We start from the raw sequence: 18,152 nt of genomic DNA on the forward strand, positions 1-18,152 counted from the left end.
CCGAACACACCACGGACGACGATGTCCGATTCGCATACCCATACAGGCCGCCGACGGCATGCGGCGCCCCGCGACGCCAAGTGGACGCGCAGGGCCGGACTCGTCGGCGGTGTCGTCAGCGCGCTCGCTCTCGGCGGCGCGGCCGCTCCGGCCATGGCCGACAACACGCACCACTCGGCGCCGGTCGGCGCCCACGCACCGCAGGCGGTCGTTCCCGCGGCGGCGACGACAACGCTGTCCACCGTCGCCACCGCCCGCCAGGCCGCCGCCGCGCTGCAGCAGGACGCCATCGACGTCTCGCTCGCCGCCGCCAAGCAGCAGGCCGCGACCGACGCCAAGAAGGCGGCCGCCGAGAAGAAGGCCGCCGACGCCGCTGCCGCGAAGAAGAAGGCCGCGGCGCAGGCCGCGAAGGAGCGGGCCGCCGCCCAGGCCGCCGCCTCACGCTCCGAGCAGCGCGCGCCGCTGAGCGTCACGACGCTCGCCGCGACCACCACGAGCTCGGTCACCACCGCCGCGCCGGCCTCGTCCGGCAAGGCCGGCCAGCTCATCGCGTTCCTGAAGTCCCAGATCGGCAAGCCGTACGTGTACGGCGCGACCGGTCCGGGCTCCTACGACTGCTCCGGGCTCACCCAGGCCGCCTTCGGCAGCGTCGGCGTGACCCTGCCGCGCACCTCGCAGGAGCAGTCCACCGTCGGCACCCCGGTGTCGATATCCGCCCTCCAGCCCGGCGACCTCATCTTCTGGGGCGGCGAGGGCAGCGCCTACCACGTGGGCGTCTTCATCGGGAACGGCCAGTACCTCGACGCGGCGAACCCGTCGACGCCGGTGGGCATCCACCAGCTGGCCGACTACATGCCCGACTGGGCGGTCCGGGTCCTGTGACCTGACAGGTGGCCGCCGCTCTCCCTGGGGAGTGGCGTGCGGCGGCCTCCACGATCCCGCCCGGGCGCACCGGGCGGCCGCGTCGTCAGGCGCTCGGAGTGATCTTCGTCAGTCCGTTGATGACGCGGTCCATCGCGTCGCCGCCGGTCGGGTCGGTCAGGTTCGCCAGCAGCTTCAGGGCGAACTTCATCAGCATCGGGTGGGTCAGACCGCGCTGGGTGCACATCTGCAGCACCTTCGGGTTGCCGATGAGCTTCACGAACGCGCGGCCCAGCGTGTAGTAGCCGCCGTAGGTGTCCTTGAGGATGCGCGGGTAGTTCTGCAGGGCAAGTTCGCGCTGCCCGGCGGTCGCGCGGGCGTGCGCCTGCGTGATGACGTCCGCGGCGAGCTGACCGGATTCCATCGCATAGGCGATGCCCTCGCCGTTGAACGGGTTGACGAGGCCGCCGGCGTCGCCGACCAGCAGCAGGCCGCGGGTGTAGTGCGGCTGGCGGTTGAAGGCCATCGGGAGCGCGGCGCCGCGGATCGGCTGCGTCATGTTCTCCGGGGTGTAGCCCCAGTCCTCCGGCATCGAGGCGACCCACGCCTTGAGGACCTCGCGCCAGTCCAGCTCGCGGAACGCCGACGAGGAGTTGAGGATGCCCAGGCCCACGTTCGAGGTGCCGTCGCCCAGGCCGAAGATCCAGCCGTAGCCCGGGAGTTGGCGCGGCTGAGCGCCGCGGCGGTCCCACAGCTCCAGCCACGACTCCAGGTAGTCGTCCTCGTGCCGCGGTGACGTGAAGTACGTACGGACCGCCACGCCCATCGGCCGGTCCTCACGCCGGTGCAGGCCCATCGCGAGCGACAGCCGGGTGGAGTTGCCGTCCGCGGCGACGACCAGCGGCGCGTGGAAGGTGACCGGGGTCTTCTCCTCGCCCAGCTTGGCCTGCACGCCGGTGATCCGGCCCGTGCGCTCCTCCAGGACGGGCGCGCCGACGTTGCAGCGCTCGTACAGCCGGGCGCCGGCCTTCACCGCCTGCTGGGCCAGCAGCTCGTCGAAGTCCTCGCGCTTGCGCACCAGTCCGTAGTTCGGGTACGCGGCCAGGTCCGGCCAGTCCATCTGCAGGCGCATGCCGCCGCTGATGATGCGCAGGCCCTTGTTGCGCAGCCAGCCCGCCTCCTCGGAGATGTCGATGCCCATCGACACGAGCTGCTTGGTGGCGCGCGGCGTGAGGCCGTCGCCGCAGACCTTCTCCCGCGGGAAGGCGGTCTTCTCCAGGAGCAGGACGTCCAGTCCCGCCTTCGCCAGGTAGTACGCGGTCGTCGAACCCGCGGGCCCGGCGCCGACGACGATCACATCGGCGCTGCGCTCGGACAGGGCGGCGGTGTCGGTCACGGTGGGCTCTCCCGTTTCGGCGAGGGGGTGTTGCTGCTGCACGATGCGGTCGAGTGTATGAGGCGACCCGCGGCCGCGCGTCGGCGGCTCTCCTGGGCGGCGCCATTCCGGACGCCCGGGTCCCCGCCGGGAGGGGCGCGGAGCGGCGGCAGCGGACGGCCGGGGAGGGTCCCGTGTGCCGTCAGCGGTGGCCGGGCGGCTTCCCCGGCCCGGGCGGCTCATTGAGCCGGGGCGGCTGGACGATGCCGAGGTCGTGCACGGTCGGCTCGACTGGCCCGCCCTGGGGCGGCAGCGGCGGCCGCCCGGGCATGGGCGGGGCGGGCACCGCCGGCTGCCGCGGCGGCCGGAGAAGGTGCGCGACGCCGCCCGGATCCGCGCCGGTTCCGGCCGCCGTCCCCCCGGGGGCGTGCGCGCCGGGCACCGGCGCCGGCAGAAAGCCGCGCAGCGCCCGCGCCACGTACGGCCCGACCAGGACACCGCCGCACGACCACAGCAGCGCGAACATCAGGGCCTCCGGCACGCTCGTCGCGTACGTGATGTGCCCGCTGCCGGCGCCGACCGCGACGAGCGTGCCGGCGCCGTCGGTCGACAGCCCGCCGAACGCGGTCAGCGCCGTGAACAGCGCGGTGAACAGGCCCGCGACGAGGAACTGTTCGAGCCGGTCCGCGGACCGGCGGACCGCCAGCACCCCGAGCACCAGCGCGCACACCAGGCCGCCGGCGACCGCGCCGGCGGTGGCCCAGCCGTGCCAGACGTGCCCGAGGTCCGACAGGCCGTACGAGAAGTGGGAGGAGCTCCCCGAACCGTTGTTCGCGTCCATCCGGAACGGTGCGCCCCAGCCCAGACCCAGACCGGAGACACCGAGGTTGAGCACGAACAGCGCGGCGAAGGCGACGCCCCAGCCGCTGGTGTCGGAGACATCGGCCCCGACCACCACGAAGACCACCGCCCCCGCGAGGGCGACGGTGACCAGCAGCGCGAGCAACGCCGTGACCAGGGCACGGGTCGTGGCCGCGAGGCCCGGCCGCTCCGCCAGCCACCGGCGGACGTCCGGCGCGCAGAGTGTGAGCAGGGCGGTGGCCAGGCTGATCAGGAACGCCCACAGCGTGAGCAGGGCCGGCCGGGTGGTCAGGTGCTCCTCGCGCACGTGCGGTCGGGCGGCCAGACCGAGGACGAGTGCGGTGGCCGCGGCCAGCAGCGCGACCCGCACGGCGGCCTCGGCGGCACCCCAACGGGCCGCCTCCGCCGGAGGGTTCGCGCCCTCGGCACCCGCGCCCGCGCCGGCTCCCGCTCCGGTGGCGCGCGTGCGCATCCTGCGCAGCGCTACGAACAGCGAGCCCACCCACAGCAGGGACATCGCGAGGGCGGTCACCGAGAACGTGGAATGGAGGGTGGTGAAGCTGGAGTCCGAGAGCCCCGAGGAGCCGTAGGAGTCGCCGAACGCGGAGCCGCTGTCGGGGAAGTTCTCGAAGCGGGTGGTGAGGTCGAGTCTCCCGCCGATGCCGGTGAGCAGCAGGGCCAGCGCCACCCGGGTCCGGGTGAGGAAGTCCACGCCGGAGTGGTGCACCGACGCGCCGGACCAGACGGAGATCACCACGGCGAGCGCGACGAACCACAGCGCGGGCACCACGGCGGCCCGGGCGGCCACGTCCCAGCGGCCGGTGAGGGTCCGGCGCAGGAACAACGCGGCGGGCGAGGTCCCCGCCGGTCCGGCCACGACCGGCGTCCCGGGCGGCGGGGACGGGGGCAGGGGCGTAGGTGCGTGGGTGGGCGGCGCGGGTGCGTGGGCGGGAGGCGGCGCCGTCAACTCCGTGCCGCAGCGCGCGCAGGAGCGGGTGTCCGCGCGGGTGTCCGCCTCGGAGGGGGCGACGTCTCCGCACGCCGGGCAGTACGACATGGGCCACTCCGGGGACGAAACGGGGACGCTTCCTCCCCTCAGACACCGCAGCGTAGAGGGGCAGTTCCGCGTTCCGCTGCCGGAATGACCGCTTCCCCGCGCTACGCGGCCGCTTTCCGCCCGCGGTGCAGCGCCACGATGCCGCCGGTCAGGTTCCGCCAGGCGACCTGTCCCCAGCCGGCGCCCTTCAGCAGTCCGGCCAGCGCGCGCTGGTCGGGCCAGGCCCGGATCGACTCGGCGAGGTACACGTACGCGTCGGGGTTGCTGCTGACCGACTTGGCGACCGGCGGCAGCGCCCGCATCAGGTACTCGGTGTAGACGGTGCGGAACGGCCCGTACGTCGGGTGGCTGAACTCGCAGATCACCAGGCGCCCGCCGGGCTTCACCACGCGCAGCATCTCGCGCAGCGCGGCTTCCGTGTCGTGCACGTTGCGCAGTGCGAAGGAGATGGTGGCGGCGTCGAACACGCCGTCGGCGAACGGCAGCCGGGTCGCGTCCCCGGCGGTGAGCGGCAGTTCGGGGTGGCGCTTCTTCCCCTCGCGCAGCATCCCGAGGGAGAAGTCGCACGGCACGACGGTCGCGCCCGCGGCGACGAACGGCAGCGAGGACGTGGCCGTTCCGGCGCCCAGGTCCAGGACCCGCTCCCCCGGCCGCACGTCCAGCGCCTGCGCGACGGCCCGGCGCCACAGACGCGTCTGGCCGAGCGACAGCACGTCGTTCGTCAGGTCGTACTTGGCCGCGACGTCGTCGAACATCGCGGCGACGTCCCGCGGTTTCTTGTCCAGAGAGGCTCGCGTCACGTCCCTAGCCTATGCATGCCGTGCGCCGCCGCCGCGCGCACCCCGGGCGCGCGCCGACGCGCGCCGGTGCGGGCGCGCCGATCCGGGCCCGGCGCCGGTCTCGTCGCGGCCGGTCACGCCCTGCGGTGGACGAGGCGGCCGGCCAGGATCGTGGCGACGCACGAGCCGTCGGGCGCGAAGACGGCCAGGTCGGCGCGGGCACCGGCGGCCAGCCCTGAGGCGGCCTCGCGGCGCAGCCCGCTACGGGCGACGGCCGCACGGACCACCGGGTCGGCGATCTCCCCGGTCACGGCCGTCACGCCGCGGGTCAGCAGGCCGTGCACCGCGCGGCGCACGGCCTCGCCCCGCTCGCGGGAGTCACCGGCGGGCACCGCCGCGAGCACCTGCGGCGCGGCCTCGGCCCGCCCGGCCCGCACGGTGCCGGTCCAGGCGCGCACCCGGGCCGCGGGGTGCGCCGCGGCCAGTTCCTCCAGCGGGCCGACGGCCGCGATCCGGTCGCCGTCCACCAGCACGGCGCCGCCGGTGACCGGCGGCCGACCGCCGCCGGGCTCGACCGCGTCCGCGGCGTGCAGGCTCAGCACGGGGGCCTCAGCGATCGCCGGCGAGCAGCTTCAGCTCGGGGTGCGCCGTGCCGCCCTCGATCGCGGTCGAGGACAGGTGCGAGACCACGTGGTCGTCGACCGGGTCGTTCGCCGGGTCGTCGTGCACCACCAGGTGCTCGTAGGTGGTGGCGCGCTGCGCGGGGACGCGGCCAGCGGCCCGGATGAGATGGATGAGCTCCATCCGGTTGGAGCGGTGCTTGGCGCCGGCCGAGGAGACGACGTTCTCCTCCAGCATGACCGAGCCGAGGTCGTCCGCGCCGTAGTGCAGCGAGAGCTGGCCCACCTCCTTGCCGGTGGTCAGCCAGGACCCCTGGATGTGGGCGACGTTGTCGAGGAACAGCCGCGCGATCGCGATCATCCGCAGGTACTCGAAGAGCGTCGCCTGCGTCTGGCCCTTCAGGTGGTTGTTCTCCGGCTGGTAGGTGTACGGGATGAACGCCCGGAAGCCGCCGGTGCGGTCCTGCACGTCGCGGATCATCCGCAGGTGCTCGATGCGCTCGGCGTTGGTCTCGCCGGTGCCCATCAGCATCGTGGACGTGGACTCCACACCGAGCCGGTGCGCCGTCTCCATGATCTCCAGCCAGCGCTCGCCGGACTCCTTGAGCGGGGCGATGGCCTTGCGCGGCCGCTCGGGCAGCAGCTCGGCGCCGGCGCCCGCGAAGGAGTCGAGGCCGGCCGCGTGGATCCGGCGGATCGCCTCCTCGGCGCTGACCCCGGAGATCTTGGCCATGTGCTCGATCTCGGAGGCGCCGAGGGAGTGGATCACGAGCTGGGGGAACTCCCGCTTGATCGCGGAGAAGTGCTCCTCGTAGTACTCCACGCCGTAGTCGGGGTGGTGGCCGCCCTGGAACATGATCTGGGTGCCGCCGAGTTCGACGGTCTCGGCGCAGCGCCGCAGGATGTCGTCGAGCCCGCGGGTCCAGCCCTTCGCGGTGTCCTTGGGCGCCGCGTAGAACGCGCAGAACTTGCACGCCGTCACGCAGACGTTCGTGTAGTTGATGTTGCGCTCGATGATGTACGTCGCGATGTGTTCGGTCCCCGCGTAGCGGCGGCGCCGGGACGCGTCGGCGGCGGCGCCGAGCGCGTGCAGCGGGGCGTCGCGGTACAGGTCGAGCGCCTCCTCCGCGGTGATCCTGCCGCCTGCGGCGGCGCGGTCGAGGACGGCTGCGATGTCGCTCGCCGGGGCGGCCGGGGAGTTGGGAGGAGTCACCGGGGCGGTCCCTTCTCAGGGGTGGATCGGACCAGGCCAGCGTACGCCAGCGGTCCGCGGCGCCCGTGAAGGGACCGGTCGGGCGCCGGGCGTCCACGGCCCCGGACACACGGGCGCCGCGGCGGAAGGAGCATCCGCCGCGGCGCCCGGTCCGTACCCGCCGGGTGCGGGACGGCTGGGGCTCAGTGGCCGCCGAGGCCCTTGGCGAGCTGCTCGTCCGCCTGCTGGAACGCGTCGGCCGCGGACTCCAGGTACTTGCCCAGGCCGTCCAGACCCTCGATGGTCTTGGTGGCACCGGTGTTGAACTCGTTGTAGGACGACTCGAACTGCTTCGAGGAGCGGTCCGTCACGTAGCCGCCGTTGACCAGGTCCTGCACGTACTTCTGCAGCGTGTGCAGCTTCTCGGTGATCTCGTGCTGGCCGCTGCGCAGCTTGGTGGCCGCGTCGCGCATGTCCTGGTAAGTGACGTTCACATTAGCCATAGCGGCTTGACTCCTCATCGAACGCGTGCCGCAGGGCCTACCCCCGTGGCTCCCTGATTCGGGCATCAACTTACAGGGGAGGACGTGACGGGTGCAGCCCCCGGTTCCCGGCACCGCAAGGCCAAGGCGAGCTTCACCGGGGCGAGTTCGCGGCCTTCCGCGGGGGCCGTCCCGCGCGCCCCGGCCGCTGCCTACGGGAGGAGTTCGACCCGGGCCTCCGGGGGGAAGCCGACGCGCTTGGCGAACTCGGCGATGCCCGTCAGCTGCTCCGGGCCGAGCGAGAAGTCGAGCGTGGTGAAGTAGCGCCGCAGCAGCGTCTCGTCGAACGCCTCCCAGCGGGCGGCCTGTTCGGCGACCTTGGTGACCTCCTCCAGCGACAGGTCGCGGGAGGCGAGGAAGGCGCGGTGCACCTCGCGCACGGCCTCCGGGTGGTCGGCGAAGTAGTCGCGCCGGGCGGCCCAGATCGCGAAGACGAACGGCAGCCCGGTCCACTCCTTCCACATCAGGCCCAGGTCGTGCACCTCCAGGCCCAGGCGCGGCGCGTCGTGCAGCGAGGCGCGCAGCGCGGCGTCACCGATGAGCACCGCCGCCTGCGCCTCCTGCATCATCAGGGCCAGGTCGGGCGGGCAGCGGTAGTAGTCGGGGCGGACGCCGTAGCGCTCGCTGAGCAGCAGCTCGGCCAGGCGGACGGACGTGCGGCTGGTGGAGCCGAGAGCGACCCGCTCGCCGTCCAGCCGCTCCAGCGGGAGCTGGGAGACGATCACGCAGGACATCACCGGGCCGTCGCAGCCGACCGCGATGTCGGGCAGGGCGATGAGCTGGTCGGCGTGCTTGAGGTACTCCATGAGGGTGACGGGCCCTATGTCGAGAGCGCCCTCGACCAGCTGGCTGCTGAGCTTCTCCGGGGTGTCCTTCGTCAGCTCCAGGTCGAGCAGGGCACCGGTTCTGGCCAGCCCCCAGTACAGGGGCACGCAGTTCAGGAACTGGATGTGGCCGACCCGGGGCCGGACCGGACCGCTGCCGTCGTCATGCGCCGATGTGTCCATATGGCGGACGCTACTCCTGGTTCCCGGAGCCCCTGCGGCGGGGGGCTCCGGGCGTGCCGCACGGCCCGGGGAACATGGATCTTGCGACCCTTCCCTGGCGACACCCCACATGCTAGGCTCGCCGCAAGTTGCAGTTTGGTTTCCTTGCAGTACAAAGCCTGCGGAGCATGTAACCCGCGGGCTTTTGTAGTTTTCAGATCTCTCTTGCAGGTTCTGGAGCAGGGCAACCCTTTGGGCCCAAGGAGGGCTTTATGGCTACCGGAACCGTCAAGTGGTTCAACGCTGAAAAGGGCTTCGGCTTCATCGCCCAGGACGGCGGCGGCCCGGATGTCTTCGTCCACTACTCCGCGATCAACGCGTCCGGCTTCCGTTCGCTCGAGGAGAACCAGCCCGTGACGTTCGACGTCACGCAGGGCCCGAAGGGCCCGCAGGCGGAGAACGTCACCCCCGCCAACTAGTTCTCACCGGTCTGGAAGCTGGGCGCACATCGCGCCCAGAACCTGTAAGCACTACCAAGGGGCCCCGCACCTGTGCGGGGCCCCTGCCTTTGTGTGCCGCGGTGTGGCGTGGTGTGCCGTGGTGGGCCGCCGAGTGTCCTGATGGTCCCTCGGCGCCCGGGCCGGCCCGACCAGCGCCGGCCGCCCTCCGCGCCTACCTGCGGCGCCGGTACAGCTCCTCGATCTGCGGCGCGAAGTCCCGCGCGATCGCGGCCCGCTTCAGCTTCAGCGACGGCGTCAGGTGCCCGGCCTCCTCGGTGAAGTCCACCGGCAGCACCGAGAACTGGCGGATGGACTCGGGCTGCGACACCGTCGAGTTCGCCTCGTCCACCGCCTTCTGGAGGTCGGCCAGCAGCTCCGGGTCCGCGACCAGTTCGGACGGCCGCAGCTCCTCCTTGCGGTGCATGCGCTGCCAGTGCGTCAGCCCGTCGGCCTCCAGGGTGATCAGCGCGCCCACGAAGGGCCGGTTGTCGCCGACCACCATGCACTGGCCGACCAGCGGGTGGGCCCGCACCCGGTCCTCCAGCGGCGCGGGGGCCACGTTCTTGCCGCCCGCGGTGATCAGGATCTCCTTCTTGCGGCCGGTGATCGTCAGATAGCCGTCCTCGTCCAGCCGGCCGATGTCCCCGGTTGGGAACCAGCCGCCGATCTGCGGCACTCCGGCGCCCTCGTCGTTCCAGTACCCGGCGAAGACCTGCCCGCCGCGCAGCAGCACCTCGCCGTCGGCGGCGATGCGCACTGCGGTGCCGGGCAGCGGCCAGCCGACCGTGCCGAGCCGGGGCCGCAGCGGGGGCGTCACGGTGGCCGCCGCGGTGGTCTCGGTGAGGCCGTACCCCTCGAAGACCATCACCCCGGCGCCGGCGTAGAAGGCGGCGAGCCGTTTGCCCAGCGGCGACCCGCCGCAGATCGCGTAGCGGACCTTGCCGCCCAGCGCGGCCCGGATGCGGCGGTAGACCAGCGGATCGTACAGCGCGTGCGCGAGCCGCAGGCCCAGCGACGGGCCGGGACCGGTGCCGACCTGCCGGGCGACCGTCGCCTCGCCGTAGCGCTGGGCGATCCGGGCCGCGCGGTCGAAGGAGGATGCCCGGCCGAGCTTCTCGGCGGTGGCCCGGCCGGTGTTGTAGACCTTCTCCAGCACGTACGGGATGGCCAGCAGGAAGGTCGGCCTGAAGCCGGCGAGGTCGGCGAGCAGGTCCTCGGTGGCGATGCTGGGCGCGTGCCCGAGCCGGACCCGGGCCCGCAGGCAGCCGACCGCGACCATCCGGCCGAAGACGTGCGACAGCGGCAGGAACAGCAGAGTGGACGCCGGTTCGGTGCTGACCGACCTGAAGACCGGGTGCAGCAGTTCGGTGGCGTTGTCGACCTCGGCGAAGAAGTTGCCGTGCGTGAGGACGCAGCCCTTGGGGCGTCCGGTGGTGCCAGAGGTGTAGATCAGCGTCGCGACGGTGTCCGGGCTCATCGACTGGCGCCGGGAGGTGACCAGCGCGTCCGGCAGGGAGCGGCCGTCGACGGTGAGCTGGCCGATCGCGCCGGCGTCGATCTGCCACAGGTGCCGCAGCCCCGGCAGTTCGGCGCGCCGGCCGCTGACCAGCCGGGACTGCTCGACGTTCTCCACCGCGCAGGCGGCGGCGCCGGAGTCGGCCAGGATCCAGGCGGTCTGGGAGGCGGAGGAGGTGGGGTAGATCGGCACGGTCACCAGGCCCGCGGCCCAGCCGGCGAAGTCCAGCAGCGTCCAGGCGTAGCTGGTCCTGGCCATGATCGCGAGCCGGTCGCCCGCCTTGAGGCCGGCCGCGATGAGGCCCTTGGCGACCGCGGTCACCTCCTGGCAGAACTCGGCGGCGGTCACGTCCCGCCAGACCCCGTTCGCCTCCTTGCGCGACAGCAGCACCTCACCGGGAGCCTCGGCCGCGTTGCTGTAGGGGATGTCGCCGAGGCTTCCCTGCCGGGGCGCCGGCACCAGCGGCGGAACGGCCGCCTGCACGACGCGGCCGCCCTCCCGCACGGTCTGCGGATCACCCGGCGCGGCGGGCGGCCCCACCGCGGACAGCTTCTGGCTGGACGTCATATCGGCGGCTCCTGAGGGTGGGCTGCTGCTGCACGGGGTGCTACGCGGATCGCCGCGTGGCCGGCTGGACGGGTGGCTGGGCGGATCGCCGCACGGGCGGCTGGACGGGTGGCCGGGCGGATCACCGCACGGGTCGCGGCGCGGGCTGCTTCACGGGCGGGTGAGGACGGCGGTGACGCCCTGGCCTCCGGCGGCGCAGATCGAGACCAGGCCGCGGCCGGGGGAGTCGCGTTCGGCGAGGAGCTGCGCGAGGGTCGCCACGATCCGCGCACCGGTCGCGGCGAACGGATGGCCGGTGGCCAGCGACGATCCGGCGGTGTTCAGCCGGTCGCGGTCGATCGTCCCCAGCGGCCCCTCCAGGCCGAGGCGCCGGACGCAGTAGTCCTTGTCCTCCCAGGCGGCGAGCGTGGCCAGCACCTGGGAGGCGAACGCCTCGTGGATCTCGTACAGGTCGAAGTCCGCCAGTCCGAGACCGGCCCGGGCCAGCATCCGCGGCACGGCGTAGGCCGGGGCCATGAGCAGGCCCTCGTCGCCCGACACGAAGTCCACGGCCGCGGTCTCGTAGGCGCTGAGGTAGGCCAGCGGGGTCAGGCCGTGCGCGGCCGCCCACTCGTCGCTCGCCAGCAGCACCACCGCGGCGCCGTCGGTGAGCGGCGTGGAGTTGCCCGCCGTCATGGTGCCCTCGGGACCGCCGTACACAGGCCGGAGCCGGGCCAGCTTCTCGACGCTGGAGCCGGGCCGCAGGTTCTGGTCGCGCTCCAGGCCCCGGTAGGGGGTGACCAGGGAGTCGAAGAAGCCGCGGTCGTACGCGGCGGCGAGCCGCTGGTGGCTGGCGGCGGCGAGCTCGTCCTGCGCCTGGCGGGTGACGTGCCACTGCTCGGCGGTGATCGCCGCGTGCTCCCCCATCGACAGACCGGTCCGCGGTTCGGCGTTGCGCGGGATGTCGGGCACCAGGTGCCGGGGGCGGATCCCGGCGAGGGCGCGGGCCCGGCCGCCGAGCGACCTGGCGCGGCGGGCGGCGAGCAGGGTGCGCCGCAGGTCGTCGTTGACGCCGAGCGGGGCGTCGCTGGTGGTGTCGGCGCCGCCCGCTATGCCGCAGTCGATGACGCCGAGCGCGATCTTGGCGGCGACGGCGAACACCGCCTGGAGGCCGGTGCCGCAGGCCTGCTGCACGTCGTAGGCGGGCGTGTCGGGAGCGAGCACCGACCCGAGCACGGTCTCCCGGGCGAGGTTGAAGTCGCGGCTGTGCTTGAGGACCGCGCCCGCCGCGAACTCGCCGACGCGCTCGCCGACCAGGCCGGTGCGCTCGGCGAGGCCGTCGAGGGCGGCGGTGAGCATGTCCTGGTTGGACGCGGTGGCGTACGGGCCGTCAGAACGGGCGAAGGGGATGCGGTTGCCGGCGACGACGGCGACACGGCGGACGGTCTGCATGCGGTCTCCCGGGACTGCGCTGGCCGCTCTTGGCCTGAGCGGTAACTCACCAGTAGCCTTACCGCCGGTAAACTTACTCCAGAGTAAGGAGAAGGCCAATGGCCGATCGCTACCTTCGCTTCACCGGTACGGCTCCCGGCCGCTTCCTCACCCGGAGCCTCGGCCTCCCCCAGCCGACGCCCCTGCGCCGCTGGTCCGCCGCCCGTCCCGAACTCGACGGCCCGGTGCTGCGGCTGACCGCGGGCCAGGCGCCTCCCGCCCCCGGGCCCGGCGGCTGCGCGGGCATCGTCCTGGATGCGACCGGCATCACCGATCCGGCGGGGCTGCGCGGTGTGCACACCACACTCCACCCACTGGTCCGCGGCCTCGCGGAGTGCGGCCGCGTGGTCGTGCTGGGCGCGCTGCCGGACGCCGCCGACGTCCACCAGGCCGCCGCGCAGCAGGCGCTGGAGGGCATCGTCCGCTCGCTCGGCAAGGAGATCGGGCGGGGCAGGACGGTGCAGCTGCTGCGTCTGGCGCCCGGTGCCGCGGCCGCGTCCACCCTGGAGTTCCTGCTCTCCCCGAAGTCGGCGTACGTCAGCGGTCAGGTCATCGAGATCGGCCCGGCGCCCGCGACCCCCGCGGCTGCGGAAGGCGACGCCGCCGACGACGACCCGGCCGAGCACGCCCCAGCCGGGGAACCGGTGGTCCGCCCGCGCACCGCCCTGGTCACCGGGGCCGCCCGCGGCATCGGCGAGGCCGTCGCCGAGACGCTGGCCCGCGACGGGCTGCACGTCGTCTGCCTGGACGTACCGCAGGCCGCCGAGCCGCTGGCCGCGGTCGCCGCCCGACTCGGCGGCACCGCGCTGCCGCTGGACATCACCGCGGACGACGCCGGGGAACGGATCGCGGCGGCCCTCCCCGACGGCCTGGACGTGCTGGTCCACAACGCCGGGATCACCCGCGACCGCAAGCTCGCCAACATGGACGGCGACCGCTGGGACGCGGTGGTGGAGGTCAATCTGAACAGCGTGCTGCGCACCACCGGGCACCTGCTGAAGGCGGGCACGCTCAACGCCGGGGCGCGGATCGTGGCCACCGCCTCGATCAGCGGGATCGCGGGCAACGCGGGCCAGACCAACTACGCGGCGTCCAAGGCCGGGATCATCGGATTCGTCCGGGCGCAGGCGGCGGCCCCCGAGCTGCGCGAGCGCGGGATCACCGTCAACGCCGTCGCCCCCGGGTTCATCGAGACGTCGATGACCGCCGCGGTCCCGCTGTTCATCCGCGAGGCCGGGCGCCGGATGAACTCCCTCGGCCAGGGCGGGCTGCCGGTGGACGTCGCCGAGACGGTCGCCTGGTTCGCCCGGCCGGGCTCCGGCGGGGTCACCGGCCAGGTGGTCCGGGTGTGCGGCCAGTCGCTGTTGGGGGCGTGAGGACGATGGCGCTGCTGCTCACCCTCGCGCTGGGTGCGGTCACCGGAGTCGGCAAGCGGCCGTCCCCCGCCTCCCCGCTGCCCGACGTGCGGCTCACCGAACCCGGTGTGCCGATCGCCCCGGCGCGGGTCGCCGCCTACGCGCGGGTGTGCGGCTTCCCGCGGCCGGCGTCAGGGGACGCCGGGGCAGCCGGGGACGCCGGGGACGCAGAACTGCCGCTGACCTACCCGCACATCCTGGGGTTCCCGCTGGCCGCGCGGATCATGGCAGCGCGCGGCTTCCCGCTGCCGCTGATGGGCCTGGTGCACACCTCCGTCGACATCGTGGCCCACGTCCGGCTGACCGTGGCGGACCGGCCGGAACTCGTGGTCCACGCGGCGGAGTTGCGAAGCCATCGGCGCGGCACCGAGGTGGTCATGGTCACCGAGGCGCGGCTCGCCGGCGCGGTGGTGTGGACCGACCGCAGCACCTACTTGGCCCGGCACGCCGTGGACGAGACGCGGGCGGCGGCGCCCGATCACGCCGATCCCGACGGTCCCGCCGCACCGGACGGGCCGCTGCCGGTGGTGGACACCTGGCGGCTGCCGGCCGACCTGGGCCGCCGGCACGCCCGGGTGTCCGGCGACTACAACCCCATCCACCTGCACCCGGTGACGGCCAGGCCGCTCGGCTTCCCCCGGGCAATCGTGCACGGCATGTGGACGGTGGCCCGCTGCGCCGCCGCGGCCCCGGGAGCCACGCGTATCACCGCGGAATTCCGCCGGCCGGTGCTGCTGCCCTCGACGGTGGAGTACGCCGCGGACGGCCCGCGGTTCGAGGTGCGCTCGCGGGCCGGGCTGCACGTCACCGGCCGCACGGAGAGCTGACGGCGGCTCGGACGGGGACGGCCGCGATTCACCGGGGGGATCAGCGCGCGGAGGACTCCCAGCGGTGCCCGTGCATCAGATTGCCCAGGCCCGCCCACGCGAAGTTCATCATGGTCGCGGCGTTCTCCCGGCCGGAGAAGGCCGCGCCCCAGCCGGCCAGCGACTCGGCGGCACCGACCAGGGCGTGGGCCAGCGCGGCCACCTCGCGGTCGGCCAGTGCGGGGTCGCAGTCCGCGTCCTCGGCCGCGGCGGCGATCAGCACCCGGACGAACTCGACGATCTCCGCGCGCATCGCGGAGACCTCCTCGGCGAACGGCTCGCCCACCGTCCGGGCCTGGCTGTAGAGGACCGCCCAGCCCTCGGGGTGCGCGGCGGTGTGCTCGAAGAAGGCGAGCAGCCCGGTCCAGAGCTGCCGGTCGGCGGTGGCGCCGGGCTCGACCGCGCCCCACACGGCCGCCTTCAGGGCGTCGGCCTCACGCCGGATGCACGCGCTGAACAACGCGTCCTTGGAGTTCAGATAGAGGTAGACCAGGGGCTTGCTGACGCCCGCGGCGATCGCGATCTCGTCCATCGACGCCGCGCGGTACCCCCGCCGGGCGAACGTCGCGACCGCCGCGTCCAGCATCTGCTGTTCGCGCACGGCCCGCGGTACCCGCTTGCTCTGCGTCCCCACCAGCCCCACCTCTCCCCTCGCGTTCCCCCGAGCGCAAGCGTAGGGCCTGTCCGGCTGGCCCTACCGAGAGATGCCCTACCGAGAGATCAGGCGGTGTGGGGCTCCGAGGTGCGGGCGGCCTCGTCGGCCTCGTCCTCCTCGCCGGCGGCCGCGGCGAAGTTCGCCTTGGTGCGCTCGACGCGCTCGGAGACCTGCACGGCCGCCTGCTCGCGGACGCCGCGCAGCAGCACCCAGCTCAGGGGCGCGGAGACGACGAGGGCGAGCAGACCCACCCACAGGTAGTTCGAGTCACCGAGCCCGGCCGGCAGGACGCGCAGCCGGACCAGGCCCCAGATGACGCCGAAGCTGGCAACGATGAGGCCGAAGCGCAGTGCGGTGTAACGGAGCATGGATCCAGTGAAGCACGCGCCGGCGGCGACGCGTGCCGCAGGGCCGGGTCCACCGGCACCGGGCCGGGTCGCGCCAGGTCAGGCGGGGTCGTTCGGCGTCACCGGGCACGCCGCGCGACCGATCTCACAGGGTGAGCAGCATGACGATGTCGTCGCGGTCGTCGCCGGGGGCCACCCGGATCGCGTTCGGGACCCGCCCGACCTCCTTGTAGCCGCACCCGGCGTAGAAGTGCTCGACCCCGGTGCCGCCGCGGCAGGTGAGCCGGACCGCCTCGATCCCGGGGAGGGTGCGCGCGGCCCCCTCGACGGCCGCCATCAGCGTGCGGCCGTACCCCTTGCCCTGGTGACGGGGGTGGACCATCACCGTGTACAGCCATATCCAGTGCCCCATCAGGCGGTGGCTGTTGTACGTCAGGAACGCCGTCGCGGCGATCCGGCCGTCCTCGTCGCGGCCGAGGAGCAGCCGGCGGCGGCCCGCCGCGAGCTCGCCGAGCGACCGTTCGAGGTCGGGCCGGATGTCGTCGGCGGTGACGGGCGGCACGAAGCCGACGGCACCGCCCGCGTTGGACACGTCGGTCCACAGCGCGCTGATGCCGTCCCGCACCTCGTCGTCGATCGCGGGGTCGAGCTGGCACGTAAGGGTCATAGGTCCACAGTATCCATTACGCACTCGGAGTACCGGACGGCCCCGGCCCCGCCCGGTGTCGCTCTCGTCACACCAAGGGCCCGCACCCGGCTCGTCCGCCGGGTGCGGGCCCTTCGCTGGTGTCCGGGTCCCCGGGGCGGCCCGAGTCCCGGGCCGCCCCTGGCCTCAGGCGCGCATCGGCTGCGGGGTCTCCCGGCGCGACGCGTCCGGGCCCGGGTACTCGCGGATGATCTCGTAGCGGGTGTTGCGCTCGACCGGCCGGAAGCCGGCGTCCCGGATGAGTTCCAGGATGTCGTCGCGGGTCAGCTTGTTGGGCGTGCCGAAGTCGTCCGCGTCGTGGGTGATCTTGTACTCGACGACCGAGCCGTCCATGTCGTCCGCGCCGTGGTTGAGGGCGAGCTGCGCGGTGGACAGGCCGTGCATGACCCAGAAGACCTTCACGTGCGGCACGTTGTCGAACAGCAGCCGGGAGACCGCGAAGGTCTTCAGCGCCTCGGCGCCGGTCGCCATCGTGGTCTGCGCCTGCAGCCGGTTGCGGATCTTGCCGTCCTTCATGTCCACGAAGTCGTGCTGGTACCGCAGCGGGATGAAGACCTGGAACCCGCCCGTCTCGTCCTGCAGTTCACGCAGCCGCAGCACGTGGTCGACGCGGTGCCGGGGCTCCTCGATGTGCCCGTACAGCATGGTCGCCGGGGTCTTCAGGCCCTTGGAGTGCGCCAGCCGGTGGATCCGGGACCAGTCCTCCCAGTGGGTGCGGTGGTCCACGATGTGCTGCCGGACCTCCCAGTCGAAGATCTCCGCGCCGCCGCCGGTCAGCGACTCCAGCCCGGCGTCGATGAGTTCGTCGAGGATGTCGGACGCGGACATCCCCGAGATCGTCTCGAAGTGGTGGATCTCGGTGGCGGTGAACGCCTTCAGCGAGACCTGCGGCAGCGCCTCCTTGAGGGCCTTCAGCGACCGCGGGTAGTACCGCCACGGAAGCGTCGGGTGCAGGCCGTTGACGATGTGCAGCTCGGTGAGGTTGTCGCCCTCCATCGCCTTGGCGAGCTTGACGGCCTCCTCGATCCGCATCGTGTAGGCGTCCTTCTCCCCCGGCTTGCGCTGGAAGGAGCAGTACGCGCACGACGCGGTGCACACGTTCGTCATGTTCAGGTGACGGTTGACGTTGAAGTGGACGACGTCGCCGTTCTTCTGCGTCCGCACGTGGTGGGCGAGGCCGCCCAGCCACGCCAGGTCGTCCGACGCGTAGAGGGCGATGCCGTCCTCACGGGTCAGCCGCTCCCCTGCGTAGACCTTCTCCTCGAGCTCGCGCTTCAGCCCGGCGTCCATGTGTCGTCTCCTCCTGCGCCGCGATCGGTCGGCCCGATCGACGATACGCCTGCCGCCCGCGGCGGCTCGGCGCGCCCTACACCTCTTCGGGCAGTTCGCCGACCCGGTTCTCCCACTTGGTGGACAGCACGATCGTGGTCCGGGTCCTGGCCACGCCCTTGGTCCCGGACAGCCGGCGGATGGTGTGCTCCAGACCGTCGACGTCGCCGACCCGGACCTTGAGCATGTAGGAGTCGTCGCCGGCGATGAACCAGCAGTCCTCGATCTCCTCCAGATCGCGCAGCCGGCGCGCCACTTCCTCGTGGTCGGCGGCGTCGGACAGCTGCAGGCCGACCAGCGCGGTCACGCCGAGACCGAGGGCGGCCGGCGCGACGGTGGCGCGGTAGCCGGTGATCACCCCGGCCTGTTCGAGCCGGTTGATGCGGTCGGTGACGCTCGGGCCCGACAGGCCGACCAGCCGGCCCAGCTCCGCGTAGGACGCGCGACCGTTCTCACGCAACGCCTGGATGAGCTGTCTGTCCACCGCGTCCATCAGAATGGACCCTCC

The 18,152-nt window shown here is 73.2% G+C and carries 18 protein-coding genes; 4 read left to right on the plus strand and 14 right to left on the minus strand.

Annotation, left to right across the window (positions count from 1 at the left end; genetic code table 11):
- The first annotated feature begins 21 nt into the window (after positions 1 to 21).
- Positions 22 to 882, plus strand: coding sequence for a C40 family peptidase (locus tag K7862_RS10980; protein ID WP_222962288.1), 861 nt, complete (start codon positions 22 to 24; stop codon positions 880 to 882).
- A gap of 85 nt (positions 883 to 967) precedes the next feature.
- On the opposite strand, the gene K7862_RS10985 is transcribed toward K7862_RS10980, so the two are convergent.
- From K7862_RS10985 to K7862_RS11015, 7 genes are all read right to left on the minus strand, one after another.
- Entirely contained in the window at positions 968 to 2,257 is a 1,290-nt protein-coding gene (locus K7862_RS10985) for a geranylgeranyl reductase family protein (RefSeq protein ID WP_372461554.1), read from the minus strand.
- 181 nt (positions 2,258 to 2,438) lie between these two features.
- Positions 2,439 to 3,974 carry a hypothetical protein gene (locus K7862_RS10990; RefSeq protein WP_222962290.1) on the minus strand — a complete coding sequence of 512 codons (1,536 nt, stop codon included), beginning with the start codon at positions 3,972 to 3,974 and terminating at the stop codon, positions 2,439 to 2,441.
- A 281-nt stretch (positions 3,975 to 4,255) separates the two neighbouring features.
- The gene (locus K7862_RS10995; RefSeq protein WP_222962291.1) at positions 4,256 to 4,954 is read right to left on the minus strand and encodes a demethylmenaquinone methyltransferase; all 699 of its coding nucleotides are present in this window, start codon (positions 4,952 to 4,954) and stop codon (positions 4,256 to 4,258) included.
- Between the two features lie 113 nt (positions 4,955 to 5,067).
- Positions 5,068 to 5,535 carry an imidazolonepropionase-like domain-containing protein gene (locus K7862_RS11000; RefSeq protein ID WP_222962292.1) on the minus strand — a complete coding sequence of 156 codons (468 nt, stop codon included), beginning with the start codon at positions 5,533 to 5,535 and terminating at the stop codon, positions 5,068 to 5,070.
- A gap of 7 nt (positions 5,536 to 5,542) precedes the next feature.
- Positions 5,543 to 6,766: a cyclic dehypoxanthinyl futalosine synthase gene (mqnC, locus tag K7862_RS11005; protein WP_222962293.1), complete on the minus strand. Its 1,224-nt coding sequence runs from the start codon at positions 6,764 to 6,766 to the stop codon at positions 5,543 to 5,545.
- A gap of 182 nt (positions 6,767 to 6,948) precedes the next feature.
- A complete protein-coding gene (locus tag K7862_RS11010; protein WP_222962294.1) occupies positions 6,949 to 7,248 on the minus strand; it encodes a WXG100 family type VII secretion target in 300 nt (99 codons plus the stop codon).
- 191 nt (positions 7,249 to 7,439) lie between these two features.
- Positions 7,440 to 8,294, minus strand: coding sequence for a menaquinone biosynthetic enzyme MqnA/MqnD family protein (locus K7862_RS11015; RefSeq protein WP_222962295.1), 855 nt, complete (start codon positions 8,292 to 8,294; stop codon positions 7,440 to 7,442).
- A gap of 251 nt (positions 8,295 to 8,545) precedes the next feature.
- On the opposite strand from K7862_RS11015, the gene K7862_RS11020 reads away from it, so the two are divergent.
- Complete coding sequence (locus K7862_RS11020; protein ID WP_222962296.1) at positions 8,546 to 8,752, plus strand: cold-shock protein; 207 nt, start codon at positions 8,546 to 8,548, stop codon at positions 8,750 to 8,752.
- A gap of 193 nt (positions 8,753 to 8,945) precedes the next feature.
- Here K7862_RS11020 and K7862_RS11025 read toward each other — a convergent pair whose 3' ends face one another.
- Positions 8,946 to 10,856, minus strand: coding sequence for an AMP-dependent synthetase/ligase (locus tag K7862_RS11025; protein ID WP_222962297.1), 1,911 nt, complete (start codon positions 10,854 to 10,856; stop codon positions 8,946 to 8,948).
- Positions 10,857 to 11,006: 150 nt separating this feature from the next.
- A complete protein-coding gene (locus K7862_RS11030; RefSeq protein ID WP_222962298.1) occupies positions 11,007 to 12,287 on the minus strand; it encodes an acetyl-CoA C-acetyltransferase in 1,281 nt (426 codons plus the stop codon).
- A 98-nt stretch (positions 12,288 to 12,385) separates the two neighbouring features.
- On the opposite strand from K7862_RS11030, the gene K7862_RS11035 reads away from it, so the two are divergent.
- The gene (locus K7862_RS11035) at positions 12,386 to 13,702 is read left to right on the plus strand and encodes a 3-oxoacyl-ACP reductase (RefSeq protein WP_222962299.1); all 1,317 of its coding nucleotides are present in this window, start codon (positions 12,386 to 12,388) and stop codon (positions 13,700 to 13,702) included.
- Between the two features lie 5 nt (positions 13,703 to 13,707).
- Entirely contained in the window at positions 13,708 to 14,568 is an 861-nt protein-coding gene (locus K7862_RS11040) for a MaoC/PaaZ C-terminal domain-containing protein (RefSeq protein ID WP_222962359.1), read from the plus strand.
- A 40-nt stretch (positions 14,569 to 14,608) separates the two neighbouring features.
- Here K7862_RS11040 and K7862_RS11045 read toward each other — a convergent pair whose 3' ends face one another.
- From K7862_RS11045 to K7862_RS11065, 5 genes are all read right to left on the minus strand, one after another.
- The gene (locus K7862_RS11045) at positions 14,609 to 15,193 is read right to left on the minus strand and encodes a TetR/AcrR family transcriptional regulator (protein WP_222962360.1); all 585 of its coding nucleotides are present in this window, start codon (positions 15,191 to 15,193) and stop codon (positions 14,609 to 14,611) included.
- Positions 15,194 to 15,327: 134 nt separating this feature from the next.
- Entirely contained in the window at positions 15,328 to 15,630 is a 303-nt protein-coding gene (locus K7862_RS11050) for a DUF4229 domain-containing protein (protein ID WP_222962300.1), read from the minus strand.
- Between the two features lie 124 nt (positions 15,631 to 15,754).
- Positions 15,755 to 16,276 (minus strand): GNAT family N-acetyltransferase, encoded by a 522-nt coding sequence (locus K7862_RS11055; protein WP_222962301.1) that lies wholly within the window; start codon positions 16,274 to 16,276, stop codon positions 15,755 to 15,757.
- Positions 16,277 to 16,441: 165 nt separating this feature from the next.
- Positions 16,442 to 17,605, minus strand: coding sequence for an aminofutalosine synthase MqnE (mqnE, locus tag K7862_RS11060; RefSeq protein WP_222962302.1), 1,164 nt, complete (start codon positions 17,603 to 17,605; stop codon positions 16,442 to 16,444).
- A gap of 76 nt (positions 17,606 to 17,681) precedes the next feature.
- Positions 17,682 to 18,137: an Lrp/AsnC family transcriptional regulator gene (locus tag K7862_RS11065; RefSeq protein ID WP_222962303.1), complete on the minus strand. Its 456-nt coding sequence runs from the start codon at positions 18,135 to 18,137 to the stop codon at positions 17,682 to 17,684.
- Positions 18,138 to 18,152 lie beyond the last annotated feature (15 nt).

It is taken from the genome of Actinacidiphila acidipaludis (genome assembly GCF_019890725.1).
In the GTDB taxonomy this organism is placed as follows: domain Bacteria; phylum Actinomycetota; class Actinomycetes; order Streptomycetales; family Streptomycetaceae; genus Actinacidiphila; species Actinacidiphila acidipaludis.

What these genes read in the sequence shown, in the direction of transcription:
- K7862_RS11045 (WP_222962360.1), bottom strand. Translation starts at nt 15,193, where the DNA reads ATGCTGGACGCGGCGGTCGCGACGTTCGCCCGGCGGGGGTACCGCGCG.
- K7862_RS11010 (WP_222962294.1), bottom strand. Translation starts at nt 7,248, where the DNA reads ATGGCTAATGTGAACGTCACTTACCAGGACATGCGCGACGCGGCCACC.
- K7862_RS11030 (WP_222962298.1), bottom strand. Translation starts at nt 12,287, where the DNA reads ATGCAGACCGTCCGCCGTGTCGCCGTCGTCGCCGGCAACCGCATCCCC.
- K7862_RS10980 (WP_222962288.1), top strand. Translation starts at nt 22, where the DNA reads ATGTCCGATTCGCATACCCATACAGGCCGCCGACGGCATGCGGCGCCC.
- K7862_RS11025 (WP_222962297.1), bottom strand. Translation starts at nt 10,856, where the DNA reads ATGACGTCCAGCCAGAAGCTGTCCGCGGTGGGGCCGCCCGCCGCGCCG.
- K7862_RS11040 (WP_222962359.1), top strand. Translation starts at nt 13,708, where the DNA reads ATGGCGCTGCTGCTCACCCTCGCGCTGGGTGCGGTCACCGGAGTCGGC.
- K7862_RS11035 (WP_222962299.1), top strand. Translation starts at nt 12,386, where the DNA reads ATGGCCGATCGCTACCTTCGCTTCACCGGTACGGCTCCCGGCCGCTTC.
- K7862_RS11055 (WP_222962301.1), bottom strand. Translation starts at nt 16,276, where the DNA reads ATGACCCTTACGTGCCAGCTCGACCCCGCGATCGACGACGAGGTGCGG.
- K7862_RS11020 (WP_222962296.1), top strand. Translation starts at nt 8,546, where the DNA reads ATGGCTACCGGAACCGTCAAGTGGTTCAACGCTGAAAAGGGCTTCGGC.
- K7862_RS11065 (WP_222962303.1), bottom strand. Translation starts at nt 18,137, where the DNA reads ATGGACGCGGTGGACAGACAGCTCATCCAGGCGTTGCGTGAGAACGGT.
- K7862_RS11050 (WP_222962300.1), bottom strand. Translation starts at nt 15,630, where the DNA reads ATGCTCCGTTACACCGCACTGCGCTTCGGCCTCATCGTTGCCAGCTTC.
- K7862_RS11015 (WP_222962295.1), bottom strand. Translation starts at nt 8,294, where the DNA reads ATGGACACATCGGCGCATGACGACGGCAGCGGTCCGGTCCGGCCCCGG.
- mqnE (WP_222962302.1), bottom strand. Translation starts at nt 17,605, where the DNA reads ATGGACGCCGGGCTGAAGCGCGAGCTCGAGGAGAAGGTCTACGCAGGG.